Annotated in this window: 16 protein-coding genes and 1 pseudogene; 10 read left to right on the top strand and 7 right to left on the bottom strand. The window is 39.7% G+C overall.

Going from position 1 to position 12,982, the window contains the following annotated elements:
• Nucleotide 1: 1 nt before the first annotated feature.
• Together ku and ACFOU2_RS22190 are read right to left on the bottom strand one after the other, a co-directional pair.
• Entirely contained in the window at nucleotides 2-832 is an 831-nt protein-coding gene (gene ku / locus ACFOU2_RS22195) for a non-homologous end joining protein Ku (protein WP_377918454.1), read from the bottom strand.
• 422 nt (nucleotides 833-1,254) lie between these two features.
• Nucleotides 1,255-1,698 carry an Hsp20/alpha crystallin family protein gene (locus ACFOU2_RS22190; RefSeq protein WP_377918453.1) on the bottom strand — a complete coding sequence of 148 codons (444 nt, stop codon included), beginning with the start codon at nucleotides 1,696-1,698 and terminating at the stop codon, nucleotides 1,255-1,257.
• Nucleotides 1,699-1,889: 191 nt separating this feature from the next.
• Here ACFOU2_RS22190 and ACFOU2_RS22185 point away from each other — a divergent pair, with 191 nt between their 5' ends.
• Nucleotides 1,890-2,051: a hypothetical protein gene (locus ACFOU2_RS22185; protein ID WP_377918452.1), complete on the top strand. Its 162-nt coding sequence runs from the start codon at nucleotides 1,890-1,892 to the stop codon at nucleotides 2,049-2,051.
• Between the two features lie 364 nt (nucleotides 2,052-2,415).
• Here ACFOU2_RS22185 and ACFOU2_RS22180 read toward each other — a convergent pair whose 3' ends face one another.
• Complete coding sequence (locus ACFOU2_RS22180; RefSeq protein ID WP_377918451.1) at nucleotides 2,416-2,562, bottom strand: small acid-soluble spore protein P; 147 nt, start codon at nucleotides 2,560-2,562, stop codon at nucleotides 2,416-2,418.
• Nucleotides 2,563-2,717: 155 nt separating this feature from the next.
• Between ACFOU2_RS22180 and ACFOU2_RS22175 the strand changes: the two genes are divergently transcribed.
• Nucleotides 2,718-2,981 carry a hypothetical protein gene (locus tag ACFOU2_RS22175; protein ID WP_377918450.1) on the top strand — a complete coding sequence of 88 codons (264 nt, stop codon included), beginning with the start codon at nucleotides 2,718-2,720 and terminating at the stop codon, nucleotides 2,979-2,981.
• 58 nt (nucleotides 2,982-3,039) lie between these two features.
• Here the strand turns inward: ACFOU2_RS22175 and sspO are convergent, their stop codons facing one another.
• Nucleotides 3,040-3,189, bottom strand: coding sequence for a small acid-soluble spore protein O (gene sspO, locus ACFOU2_RS22170; RefSeq protein WP_377918449.1), 150 nt, complete (start codon nucleotides 3,187-3,189; stop codon nucleotides 3,040-3,042).
• A gap of 219 nt (nucleotides 3,190-3,408) precedes the next feature.
• Here sspO and acnA point away from each other — a divergent pair, with 219 nt between their 5' ends.
• The 5 genes from acnA (at nucleotide 3,409) to ACFOU2_RS22145 (ending at nucleotide 7,549) form a co-directional block, all read left to right on the top strand.
• On the top strand, nucleotides 3,409-6,132 hold the full coding sequence (gene acnA, locus ACFOU2_RS22165; RefSeq protein WP_377918448.1) for an aconitate hydratase AcnA: 2,724 nt from the start codon (nucleotides 3,409-3,411) through the stop codon (nucleotides 6,130-6,132).
• Between the two features lie 39 nt (nucleotides 6,133-6,171).
• Nucleotides 6,172-6,354 (top strand): hypothetical protein, encoded by a 183-nt coding sequence (locus ACFOU2_RS22160; protein ID WP_377918447.1) that lies wholly within the window; start codon nucleotides 6,172-6,174, stop codon nucleotides 6,352-6,354.
• 74 nt (nucleotides 6,355-6,428) lie between these two features.
• A complete protein-coding gene (locus ACFOU2_RS22155; protein WP_377918446.1) occupies nucleotides 6,429-6,650 on the top strand; it encodes a hypothetical protein in 222 nt (73 codons plus the stop codon).
• Between the two features lie 15 nt (nucleotides 6,651-6,665).
• Entirely contained in the window at nucleotides 6,666-7,250 is a 585-nt protein-coding gene (locus tag ACFOU2_RS22150; protein ID WP_377918445.1) for a TlpA family protein disulfide reductase, read from the top strand.
• 167 nt (nucleotides 7,251-7,417) lie between these two features.
• The gene (locus tag ACFOU2_RS22145; protein ID WP_377918444.1) at nucleotides 7,418-7,549 is read left to right on the top strand and encodes an FbpB family small basic protein; all 132 of its coding nucleotides are present in this window, start codon (nucleotides 7,418-7,420) and stop codon (nucleotides 7,547-7,549) included.
• Nucleotides 7,550-7,694: 145 nt separating this feature from the next.
• On the opposite strand, the gene ACFOU2_RS22140 is transcribed toward ACFOU2_RS22145, so the two are convergent.
• Entirely contained in the window at nucleotides 7,695-8,318 is a 624-nt protein-coding gene (locus ACFOU2_RS22140; protein WP_377918443.1) for an adaptor protein MecA, read from the bottom strand.
• Nucleotides 8,319-8,428: 110 nt separating this feature from the next.
• Nucleotides 8,429-8,902, bottom strand: coding sequence for a DUF3231 family protein (locus tag ACFOU2_RS22135; RefSeq protein ID WP_377918442.1), 474 nt, complete (start codon nucleotides 8,900-8,902; stop codon nucleotides 8,429-8,431).
• Between the two features lie 343 nt (nucleotides 8,903-9,245).
• Between ACFOU2_RS22135 and ACFOU2_RS22130 the strand changes: the two genes are divergently transcribed.
• The 3 genes from ACFOU2_RS22130 to ACFOU2_RS22120 all read left to right on the top strand — a co-directional run bounded on the left by ACFOU2_RS22130 (nucleotide 9,246) and on the right by ACFOU2_RS22120 (nucleotide 11,559).
• Nucleotides 9,246-9,758, top strand: a complete 513-nt coding sequence (locus ACFOU2_RS22130) for a phosphatidylglycerophosphatase A family protein (protein WP_377918441.1) — start codon at nucleotides 9,246-9,248, stop codon at nucleotides 9,756-9,758.
• A 307-nt stretch (nucleotides 9,759-10,065) separates the two neighbouring features.
• Nucleotides 10,066-10,224, top strand: a complete 159-nt coding sequence (locus tag ACFOU2_RS22125) for a hypothetical protein (RefSeq protein WP_377918440.1) — start codon at nucleotides 10,066-10,068, stop codon at nucleotides 10,222-10,224.
• A gap of 87 nt (nucleotides 10,225-10,311) precedes the next feature.
• The gene (locus tag ACFOU2_RS22120) at nucleotides 10,312-11,559 is read left to right on the top strand and encodes an NAD(P)-dependent malic enzyme (RefSeq protein ID WP_377918439.1); all 1,248 of its coding nucleotides are present in this window, start codon (nucleotides 10,312-10,314) and stop codon (nucleotides 11,557-11,559) included.
• 890 nt (nucleotides 11,560-12,449) lie between these two features.
• On the opposite strand, the pseudogene ACFOU2_RS22115 reads toward ACFOU2_RS22120, so the two are convergent.
• Nucleotides 12,450-12,954, bottom strand: a pseudogene (locus tag ACFOU2_RS22115) (aldo/keto reductase).
• Nucleotides 12,955-12,982: the final 28 nt, after the last annotated feature.

Here is a 12,982-nt window from a genome sequence, read left to right as displayed (position 1 = left end):
GTCATGCCTCTTTTCGTTTTACTGTTTTCTTTTGCTTTAACTGCTGAGGGGAAACAATCGGATGATCCAAACTTGCTTTTAATGCTGCCATTAAGCTGGCTACATCTTTTGGAGCAGGTTGATGGCCGATGGCGATAGCCTCTTTTTGTTCTAATTTTTGTTCGATGAATTGAGCGAGAGCCTCTTGATACTCGTTCACATATTTTTCCGGTTGAAAAGGAGCGGTCAGCTCTTCAATTAGTGCACCAGTTAGTTCCAGATCACGAGCAGAAACTTCATGATCAAACGAGATGTTCGGTATATCGCGAATTTGCCGGATTTCGTTATGGTAGTGGATGGTCTCCATGACCAGTATGTTTTCATAGGCACGAATAAGGGCAAGCTTTTGATTGGAATGAAGAAAAAGGCTGGCAAAACCGGCGCGGTTTGAGTGTTTTAGGGCCTCATGTAGAAGAAAATAAGCTTTTTTACCTCCTTCTGATGGCGAAAGGAAATAACTTCGATCAAAATAGAGCGGATCTACCTCATCTAAATCAATAAAATGTAAGAGTTGGATGTCTTTCTCTTCCTCAAACGGCTCCTTTAGTTTCTCTAATTCGCTCTCTGTAATGGGAATAAATCTCCCTGAAGATGTTTCATATCCTTTCATCGTTTCATCATGGCTAACTTCTTGTCCACAAGCGGGACACACTTTTTCATATTGAATGGGTGTATAACATGTTTTATGAATCGTACGCAGCTTAATGGTAAAATCATCGACCGCTGCGTGTAGTCTAATCGGAATCTCAATCAATCCAAATGCCAGCTTACCTTTCCAAACTGTATGAAGCACATTGTCACCTGCTTTTTGTTTTTATTCTCTCTTTGAATAAAGGGTTCATTCTTCCGTTGAAATTGAAATTTCTAGCAATAGACGAAAAATCACGGAATTAATTGAAATGGCACTTTATAATTTCAAATAAAACCATGTTCTAAAAGAACATCGAATTATCCTTATAAGTTAAATAAGGAGGTTTTATTTAGGCTTCGCGTCGGAGAGTTTTCACATTTCAAGATATGATTCGGAACATTGAGAGTATATAAAAGAGAATGGGGGTGACCCAAAAGGGGAAAAATCGCCCCTTTTGAATCACCCCCATCCTCCTAAACATGGAGAGCAAAAGTTTTTTTGACGTTTCATTTTCGTTTGAAAACAGGACGGTTCTCTTTTGCGCCGCTTCTGGGACAGCCTTTCCTTCTTGCGTTTTCAATGGGTTATTCAATGAATGACTGTACAGGAATGGTTGTTATTTTTTCCGATATAAATCCGTCCTTTTTAATTGTGACTTCCAGTACGTTATTTTGATAGCGTGCCGTAATAGGTTTATGTTCGAGTGAAAAAGGAAAATCAATCATTCGTTCTATCATTTCCTGGCTTTGCTCTGTTACGTATGTTTGATCGTGATCATTCTGCACTTCATGTAAAACCGTTTTCGAGGCTCGCACGCGAAGGTATGGACCTGTGACCTCAAGCTGAATATTCTTTGGATGATAGCCGGGTAATTCAGCTTTTACAATATAAGCTTCTTCGGTCTCAAATAAGTTAAACTGAACCATGTTCAAATCAAAAAAATCCGCAAAAGGATTAGAAAAAAACGTGTCCACAAACTCCTGCAGCTCATGGAAAAAGCCTTTTTGAGGAAGATGTTTACGATTCATGAAAAATGCCCCCATATGAAAGAAAATATTCGTTTTATCTTATGCAGGGCCTGTGGTTGAAGTGACGGGGATTTATTCTGCTGCAATATGACAAGAAAAAACATGTAGGAATACAATAAACATTCTTTCTCAAATTTCCTGATGAAATCCTCTGTCCCTCACATACTACATGTAGGAGGTGGATAATCAAGATGGAGCGAAAGTTTGGAACACAAACGGAAGAAGGCTATACAACAGAAATTTTATTGGGGACAGCCCTCGTTCCTGTAAACCGTGAGGCAGCCCCTCCAGTCGGTGTGGCTATAGAAGAACTTGAAGAAATGAAGCGTGAAAAAGAAGCAAAAGGGAAGTAACAACAGAGAGCGGCCGTCATGTAAACCTTATTAGGAACAAAGAATTCCAGTGACGGCCTCTTCCGTATGAACATCAATCATTTCTTTAATGATTCAGTCCATTGAATAAAGTCATAAAAGAATAACAAAAGGAAAATGGATTTCCTTCATGTTGCCCTTTTGTATCTTTGAACTGCTCCAGAATCAACATTGAGCTTTAGAAAAGAGGCTGTCCCATAAGTCTCTAATCAATGGCAAAAGTTGATCTTTACTGAAAGGACCCGTCACGGAATCCTCTGATTTTGCTGGATTTTCATGACAGGTCCTTTCAGGAGGATGACTCAAAAGGTATGTCTTTTTATACCTTTTGAGTCATCCTCTTTGTTTACATATCATGACCGCTGTTATGTTTTTGACGGGTATGATTGCGGTTTTTAACTTTATGAGATCCACTTAACGGCGCGGGCTGACTCGGGTTGTCGCCTTTTGGGGCATTTTTGCGCATGTCTTTGCTGTCGTTTTTGTTTGTCATCATGAATTCCTCCTTATAGTTGTGCACATTGAGCAGAGCCAACTGCCTGTTCTTAGCGTAAAACATTCAGCGGTTTTTATTCATGAATGTCTCGCATGAAAAAGAGGGTTACAAGGAAAACTATCCACAGAACATTAGAAAGGGGCTGTCATATCATGCCATATCATAAAAATAAGCAGCAAGCTTATCAAGCAGCGGAACAAGGTCATAAACAAGCTATGGACGCCTATGCATATTCTCAAATGATAAAAGAAGAGCCTGGTTACGGCAGACAATTAAAGCATGTGGAAGAAGAAGTGAACGAGGCGTACGCTCAAATTGAAAATGCGTTAGAAACGGCTTCTGACACGCAGCGCCGTCAGCTCGAGCAATTTCAGCAGGATCTCCAATCCATCGTGAACGAAGTGAATAACGATTAATTAAAAAGGGAGTGACTCAAACATGTTTTGTATGCTTTGAGTCACTCTCTTAAGTTATTTATTGATTTTTTTTACGCTTTTTGTTGTTTTGTTTTTGTTGTTCTGTCAGGGGCTCGTTCGAAAGTTCTTCATTATAGCCGGCTCCTTTTCCTTGTCCGCTTGCAGCGTTCATCCCAGGAATAACGTGATTTGATTTGCGTTTTACCATGATGGCTCACCTCCATTTTTAATGTGTGCAACAATTCGATATTTATGAATTATTAGAAAAAGTAAGAGATTAATAGAAATGGCATAAGAAATTCTTATCATATCTAATAACATTCTTTTTATTTACTTATGTATAACATTATATTAAGATAGATGACGTAGGGAATTTACTGGATGGGTTATAAAGGATTTATACATACGTTTTTAAGGGGGTAATACGATGACAAAGCAAGATTTATTCAAAGCTCGTTCATCTTTCCAAGTGGATGGGAAAACATACAATTATTACCGCTTACAAGCATTGGAAGATGCTGGTATCGGCAATGTGTCAAAACTTCCATATTCAATTAAAGTATTATTAGAGTCTGTCCTTCGCCAAGTAGACGGACGTGTCATCAAAAAAGAACACGCAGAAAACTTAGCAAAATGGGGCACAGCAGATGTTCAGGATGTTGATGTACCATTCAAGCCATCCCGTGTTATTCTTCAAGACTTTACAGGGGTTCCTGCTGTTGTAGATTTAGCATCCCTTCGCAAAGCAATGGCCGACATGGGCGGCAACCCGGATAAAATTAACCCAGAAATCCCTGTAGATTTAGTTATTGACCACTCTGTGCAAGTTGATAAAGCGGGCACACCAGATTCATTACGCGTAAACATGGACTTGGAATTTGAGCGCAATACAGAGCGTTATAAATTCTTAAGCTGGGCACAAAAGTCCTTTAATAACTACCGTGCGGTTCCGCCGGCAACAGGTATCGTCCACCAAGTAAACTTGGAGTACTTGGCAAATGTTGTCCATGCTGTGGAAACAGAGGACGGACAATTCGAAGCATTCCCTGATACACTAGTCGGTACTGACTCACATACAACCATGATCAACGGTATTGGTGTTCTTGGGTGGGGTGTCGGCGGTATTGAAGCAGAAGCTGGTATGTTAGGTCAGCCTTCATACTTCCCGGTTCCTGAAGTGATCGGTGTAAAATTAACTGGTCAATTGCCAAACGGCACAACAGCGACTGACTTAGCGTTAAAGGTAACACAAGTACTTCGTCAAAAAGGCGTTGTCGGAAAATTCGTTGAATTCTTCGGCCCTGGCTTGGCTCACTTATCACTTTCAGACCGTGCGACGATTGCGAACATGGCACCTGAGTATGGGGCAACTTGCGGATTCTTCCCGGTTGATGGAGAATCATTAGCATATTTACGCCTAACTGGCCGTGACGAGCAACAAGTGCGACTTGTAGAAGAATATAGCAGAGCGAACGGTTTATTCTATACGCCTGATGCAGCAGACCCAATTTTCACGGATGTAGTGGAAATCAATCTTGCTGAAATCGAAGCCAATCTTTCTGGTCCTAAACGTCCGCAAGACTTGATTCCGCTTTCTCAAATGAAATCAGAATTCCAAAAAGCGCTTGCTGCTCCGGTAGGCAACCAAGGATTCGGCTTAACAGCAGATGATGTAGCGAAAGAAGTTACAGTTCATTTTGAAAACGGTGATGCAACAACGATGAAAACCGGCTCTGTGGCCATCGCTGCCATTACAAGCTGTACAAACACTTCCAACCCTTATGTATTAGTTGGTGCAGGTTTAGTAGCGAAAAAAGCAGTAGAAAGAGGTCTGGAAGTTCCTAAGTATGTAAAAACATCTTTAGCACCAGGATCTAAAGTTGTTACAGGATATTTAAAGGATTCCGGCTTACAACCTTATCTTGACCAATTAGGATTTAACATTGTCGGATATGGCTGTGCAACATGTATCGGTAACTCCGGTCCATTAGCTCCGGAAATCGAAAAAGCGGTGGCAGAAAGTGACTTGCTTGTTACATCTGTTCTTTCTGGTAACCGTAACTTCGAAGGTCGTATCCATCCGCTTGTTAAAGGTAACTACTTAGCTTCACCTCCATTAGTAGTGGCCTATGCGTTAGCAGGTACAGTGGACATTGATCTTCAAAGCGATCCAATCGGCGTTGACAAAGACGGAAACGAAGTATTCTTTGCTGATATTTGGCCGTCAATGGATGAAATCAAGGAAGTTGTTCAAAAAACGGTTACACCTGACTTATTCCGTAAAGAATATGATCGTGTATTCGATGATAACGAGCGTTGGAATCAAATTGAAACAAGTGAAGACGCGCTTTATACATGGGATAATGCATCTACTTATATTCAAAACCCTCCGTTCTTCGAGGGCTTATCAGCTGAACCAGGTGAAGTAACATCGTTAGAAGGTTTACGCGTTGTCGCAAAGTTCGGCGATTCTGTCACAACAGATCACATTTCACCGGCAGGCTCAATCGAGAAGACATCTCCTGCAGGCCTTTACTTATTAGAAAATGGCGTTGAACCAAAAGACTTCAACTCCTACGGTTCTCGTCGTGGTAACCATGAAGTTATGATGCGCGGTACATTCGCAAACATCCGTATCCGTAACCAAGTGGCTCCGGGTACAGAAGGCGGCTGGACAACATACTGGCCAACAGGCGAAGTGATGAGCATTTATGATGCGTGTATGAAGTATAAACAAGATAACACAGGCCTTGTTGTATTAGCGGGCAAAGATTACGGAATGGGAAGCTCACGTGACTGGGCTGCAAAAGGCACAAACCTTTTAGGCATCAAAACAGTTATCGCTGAAAGCTTTGAGCGTATCCACCGTTCAAACCTTGTATTAATGGGTGTGTTACCACTTCAATTCAAACAGGGTGAAAATGCCGACACACTAGGATTAACGGGTAAAGAAACAATCGAAGTACAAATCGATGAAAACGTGAAGCCTCGTGATTATGTTAAAGTAATCGCTACAAACGAAGCTGGTGAAAAGAAAGAGTTTGAAGTACTTGTTCGCTTCGACAGCGAAGTAGAAATCGACTACTATCGTCACGGCGGTATTTTACAAATGGTACTTCGTGAAAAATTAGAATCAAAAACATTGGCATAATGAGAAAAGGCCTTCCTCTAATGAGAGGAGGGCCTTTTTATGTCAATATTCAAGATGAAATCCATTTCTATTACCGGTCAAACAACGACCCTATTTCATGAAGAAAAGGAAGAGAAAGAGCAAGAAGGGAATCTGACGGTGACAACAAGGACCAAATCAAGAAATAACAAAGTAAACTTCATGCCAATATTGTTAGCAAGCGGCTGCAACAGATTTCCATGAAAAAATTTGTTGGTTGATGAGCCCCCTTGCTGTATGCTTTAATAAAATTAGTTTGGAAATTTAGTATAATTTTAATGAATCCAGGGATTTTAATACATAATGTATATGGATTGATTTATTTTACGGGTGGTACGTTCGGCCAAGCATTGGCTCTTGCAGCGGTTTTCTTTTACATTTTTCGTACATACCGCAAAAAGTCGTTGCCGCTTTTACCTTTATTAGATCTTTTGTCGTTTACGGCCATAACGGGATTCATCGCTTATGCTATTCATGGCTATTTCTTATTTCGTACATAAAAGGAGAGGATCATTGTGGTGAAAAAGCTGCTGGCAGCGGTGCTGCTTCTCGTTTTAATCGGCTATGCACTCTGGCAGGCATTATTGCCGGAAGATGCTGTCATGGACAAACAGCCGGAACAGTATGCAGATTATGTGAACGCTTCTGCTGATAGGGAAGAAATGCCCGTTTCAGGCATTGAAAAAGGACAGGAAGCACCCGCATTCAGACTGCCTTCTATAGACGGAAAAGACACCTCGCTAGCCGATTTTAAAGGAAAAAAAGTTATTTTGAATTTCTGGGCAACATGGTGTCCACCATGTAAAGCAGAGATGCCGGAAATGCAAAAGTTCCATGAACAATACGGAGAAGATGTGAAGATTTTAGCTGTCAATTTAACGAGTACAGAAGCCAATCCTAAGCAGGTCCAAGCATTTCTTAAAGAGCGCGGTTTGACCTTTCCCGTTTTATTAGATAAGGAAGATGAGGTGGGAACGAAACAGTACAAAGTATTAACGATCCCTACTTCTTATTTTATCAATGAGCAGGGCCAGATTGTGGAGAGAGTGGACGGACCGATGAACTTTGCCCAAATGGAGCGTTTTGCAAAAAGCAAGTAAATAAGGAAAAGGAGCTGTTGAACAATTTGTTTCAGCAGTTTTTTATTTAATTTTTAAAAAGTCTGAAAAAAAGATTATTTTTTCGGACTTTTGGGAAAGATGATTTCTATAAGGATAAAATGTAAGAAATTTTAGTTGATTATAAAAATAAAAAGGAGATCGAGAGCATGAGAAAAATGAGAAAAAGAACATTTGCGGAGTTAGTAATGGAAAACAAAAACCAATTATTAAAAGATCAGGAAGCGCTAGATCGAATTGAGGAGCGACTTGAAGCCCGCATGCTGGAAAAAGCGGAATAACTTGCAGTAAACAGATGGCTAAAACCTTGTGATACAAAGGTTTCTAGGCCATCTGTTTTTATGAATTTACTCTTTTGACCACATCAGGTTTTCTTTCGATGGTTGGTTCATATAATTGGTTTAATGTATTGATCGCAGCGGATTTTTATACAAAATAAACAGCAATTTCTTCGAGTGCATTTCCGAAAGCAATTTTTTTGCCATAAGTTTCAATTACCGCCAAGGTTTTAGTTGTTTTTTCACCGTATTCTTTGACAAGACTTAAAAAATCGAGGACACTTTCTCCATCATTTGACGCATAATACCCTATATTTAAAAAATAACGCCCTTCATAGTAATAAAGTTCATTGGGAATGGTTAGGGTATGGAGGAGATGTATTCGTTTTGATAACTGGATTACATCTTCAAAATCCTTAAATTGAATTAAAACGCCGTTTTCTGACCGTTGCGATCCCTTTCCCATCGGTTTAAAATCTTCGGCTGATTCCGTTGAGAACGGAAGAAGCGGGACGATATCATCGAATAACTGTGTAGGCATTTGTTTTGAAATCACAATGTTTATTCCAAAAGGACAGGTAACTATTTGTACCATTAAAAGCCCGGTACGCGTTATTACTTGTTCACTTTCAAGTTTTTCAAACACCCATGTCATCAATTTTTCGTATTCACTTTCCATACATAAGTTCTGGAGTATGATCCCTTGTTCTAACAGCTCATGCGTTTCGATTTCTACCATGACTGTTGAATCGCTCATTTTTTCTATCTTCATCTTGATTCCCCCAGTAACATTAGTTTGAGAAAAACAGAAAGGATTATGTTTGGATTTGTTTTCTAGTACTTCTTGTATTTTGTGTTTATAAGGTAGCAGCAGACACCTTCTCAAATGCAACTTGACACATAAGGGGGACGAGAAATCACTCCTGTCTCTAATAATAAATGGGTCGACTGATCATACGCCTCTTGTGCTTCTGCGGTCAAACGTTTGAAAAAATGTCTTATATCTTTACGGTAGGACATGTTGGAATAGAGCGAAAAAAGGCCGGTCTCTATTTGGGCCATTAATCGTAAATACATGACATCAAACATATAATCGTATAACTTAGGAGCTCCTTTATTTACATCGTTTTCAGTAAAACCAATAGGAATAGCTGCCCCTTCATGTTGAAAAATATTCTTAATTAATTCTACGCTCTCGACTGCACGATTGTAATGAAGCTGAAATATTTGTTGATCATTTTCATCATTTTCAAGAAAGTACTCTAAAAATCTCATGATCATGGTTTTTTCCTGATAGGTCGTCCATAAAGTTGCTAATTCCGTTGATGTGATGGGTATATGTTTTGAAGTGCTCATTCTAAAACCTCCTGGCAGATTACCGATTATCAGCTAAATTCTGTTTATATTGTTTAATATCGTCGCTTTAGATATACTGCTTTTAAACAGCATTTGTAAAAACCGGTTTTTGGGTTTCCGGATAAATTATATCAAATGATTCCTCCTTTAATTACATCAGATGTTACACATGTTCCATGCTCGATGATGTTCATCATCAGGGAACACCCACAGTAGCACCTAACGGATGCCAAATCGAAACGACCTTCCTGTCCCAGCCGTAGCACTAAGAGAATGCTATTAAGAATGGGCGCATACTTTTATTTGTTCGTGAAAGGCTAAAGTTGAAAAGGAGCGTGAAAGTATGGGCCAAGATACGAAACATAGTGAAGAAGTGATCGGGAATGCTGCAATTGCTTGGTTAGAAGAACGCGGGGTAACAACTAAAGATATTGGGGAGCTTGTTTATTTTTTACAAAAAGACTTTTATCCAGAGCTCACAGAAGCGTATTGTGAAGAGCAAGTAAAACTCGTGTTAGAAAAACGAGAAGTACAAAATACAATCTTAACGGGTATTCAATTAGATTGTTTAGTGGAAGCTGGAGGTGCAAGAGAGCCGCTGCAAGATATTATAAAAGTAGACGATAGTTTGTATGGTGTGGATGAAGTGTTGGCTTTATCTATTTTAAATGTATATGGAAGCATCGGTTTTACAAACTATGGCTATATTGATCGAATTAAACCGGGTATTTTAAAGCAATTGAACGATAAAAGCAGCGGAAAAGTACATACCTTTTTAGATGATATTGTTGGAGCACTCGCAGCAGCAACTGCATCGCGAATTGCACATAATCGAAAACGGATAAAAGAAAGCTAACTTGTTTCGCACACTGATAATTGGTCGATGCTGGAAAAGGCAGAATAACTTACAGTAAAAAGATGGCTAAAACCTTGTGATATAAAGGTTTCTAAGCCATCTATTTTTATGAATTTACTCATTTGGCCACATCGAATTGGTTTGTATAGGTTAACTCTATTAAACATCGTTGCATTTTGTAACATTTTGACTTCTTTTGTAGAAAGTGTTTCCATTTTGCCTCATATTGCTCATAATATCTTTTGTTGCCTCTTAGATATGCTATGAAAAAGGGGAAAAATAATCTTTTAATTGGAGGAAGCTTTTCATGTGGGTAATCACCGTCTACTCAAAGGAAAACAAGGCCATGTTTGAATTTAACACAGAAAAAGAAGCAAGAGAAGCTTTCAGGACCATTCAAGGCTGCAAGATTCTTTCCGAGGTTGTTTACTTTCATGATTATTGTTTTGCTTTAGCTGCTGCTTAAGGCCTTTCCCGGGAGATCTGAGAGTTTCTTAACTCTTTGTTTATTACAATAAATGTATATTAAATTCAAAAAAAGGAGAGACATGATATGTCAACTTTACGTGAAGAAGCATTAAAGATGCACAAGGAAAATCGAGGAAAGCTTGGTGTTCATTCAAAAGTTCCTGTACGCAATGCGAAAGATTTAAGTCTTGCTTATTCTCCAGGTGTAGCGGAGCCATGCTTGGACATTCATGAAGATGAAAGCAAAGCGTATGAGTACACCATGAAGGGAAATCTGGTGGCCGTTGTTTCGGACGGAACAGCCGTACTCGGCCTTGGAAATATCGGTCCGAAAGCGGCCATGCCGGTCATGGAAGGGAAAGCCTTGTTATTCAAATCGTTTGCGGATGTGGATGCATTCCCGATTTGCTTGGATACAACGGATCCGGACAAGATTGTGGAAGTGGTTAAATTATTGGAGCCGACGTTTGGCGGAGTGAACTTAGAAGACATCGCAGCACCGCAATGCTTTGAAATTGAGGATCGGCTGCGCAAGGCTTGTAATATTCCGATTTTCCATGATGATCAGCATGGTACAGCCATTGTCACCGCTGCTGGATTACTTAATGCTCTGAAACTGGTTGACAAAAAAATTGAAGAGATTCGTGTTGTGGCAAACGGTGCCGGTGCTGCCGGCGTGGCGATTGTCAAGTTGCTGCTGCATATGGGCGTAAAAGACGTCATTTTATGTGATACAAAAGGCATCATTTATGAAGGACGCCCGTTTGGAATGAATCCATTTAAAGAGGAAATGGCTCGTATCACCAATCAAGAACAAAAACAAGGGACATTAGCAGATGCTCTTGTGGGAGCGGATGTGTTTGTCGGGGTATCAGCCGCAGGTGCGGTCACGAAAGACATGATTCGTTCCATGAATCATGATCCGATCATTTTTGCCATGGCCAATCCGGTGCCAGAAATTATGCCGGAAGATGCAAAGGAGGCTGGAGCACTCGTAGTCGGGACAGGCCGTTCTGATTTTCCAAATCAGGTTAATAACGTACTCGCATTCCCTGGTATTTTCCGCGGTGCTTTGGACGTTCATGCAAAAGAAATCAACGAAGAAATGAAACTGGCAGCCGTTCATGCGATTGCCGGATTAATTGCTGATGAAGACCTTCACGCCGATTATGTGATTCCAGATCCATTTGACCTTAGGGTGGCAGCTCATGTAGCGGCAGCCGTTGCTCACGCTGCCATGGAAACAGGTGTTTCGCAAAAGCTTGTTAATGCGGAACAGGTGAAAGAGCGCCTATTAGCGTTGGCGGAGGAAAGACAACCTTCTTTAGTATAAATTCAGTCCTAACTTACGATAAACCGAGGTTCCATATGATTCGTAAAAGTACATCTCGATGAACAAATGGAAAGCCTGTATCCAATTAGGCCCGGCCTTCTTTGCTTCTCAAAAATTGCCGGGAACACCGTTTATGGTAACTAACAAAGTCGTCTGTCTTATGAACAGGCGGCTTTTTCATGTTCATGTAAACTTTTTGGATATTAGTTTACATTCAATATTTTCATTGATAACTGAAAAGGTGAATGATACTTGCTATCGAATAAATAATAACTAAAAGGATGTGGGTAGGGATGAAGATGAGCATTTACTTTTACTTAATAGGGTTTTTGGTTATTTATTTGTTAGCGGATGATATCCTTAGAGGAAAATTTAAAACTAAAATAAAAAAACGAAAAAAACAAAAAGCTTTTTTAGATCGTATAAAGGAAGTAAAAAACACTCGTAATTCTTGAGATTATGCTGTTAGTATTTTTTATGATGATGCTCTTTCCTTTTCCCTATTTTTTGAGTTTACGATTTTCCTTCGTCATTTATATAAATCCACATTGAAAATCCGACATGGCAAAAAGCAGCCATGTCAGATTTTCAACGCATAAGCATTTGCCAAACAACCTTACGGTCTCTTGGCAAATGCTTATACGAAAACCTTTTCAGCCTATTCAAGATGTAAAGACAGAAAAACGGTAAGTAGCTTAAAAAGCAAAAGCTGATGTCGAAAAATAAAAATGGATTTATATAGTTTTTATAAGGATTGGAAGAGTAGTCTGAACATAACTTCCCGGAATCCGGCTTCTGTAAACCTCTCTAGAAGTGAAACAAGAGGGGTTTTTCTAACGGGGGATGACTCAAAAGGTATGCTTCTTACACCTTTTGAGTCATTCTCTTTATTAAAAATCTATATTATCTGGATCTGGACCGACTCGCTGATTCTGATTCAGGCCATCAATCCGTTCCATATCTTCTTTCGTTAACTCAAAATCAAAGACCGCCCCGTTTTCAACAATTCGATGTTCTTTTGTAGATTTTGGAATGGTTACGACGCCGTTTTGCAAGTCCCAACGTAAAATGACTTGAGCAACAGATTTGTCATACTTATTCGCGATTCTCTTGTAGGACCTGATTATCTAGTAAATTCCAAACTTTCGATGTCACAAATAAATCTTCTTTAGAAATGCCAGCTTCTTTCATCCCTTCACGGATACCTTGTCCGACTCCCTCTTCATTTCCATAAATAGCTGCTGTATCAACACTACGATAACCATGTTTAATGGCTGTTTTTACAGCATTAACTAACTCAGGACCTTCTTCTACTTTAAACACCCCGATACCAAACCAGGGCATTTTTACACCGTTATGCAAAGCTGTTGTATCTTGTGAATTTTTTGCTATCATAAATTGACCTCCTAATTGTTATGAATTG

This window comes from Bacillus songklensis (assembly GCF_042649685.1).
Taxonomy (GTDB): Bacteria; Bacillota; Bacilli; order Bacillales; family Bacillaceae_H; genus Bacillus_BA; species Bacillus_BA songklensis.
Note: the sequence above shows the minus strand (reverse complement) of the source record. Positions and strands in the feature narration are given on the sequence as shown.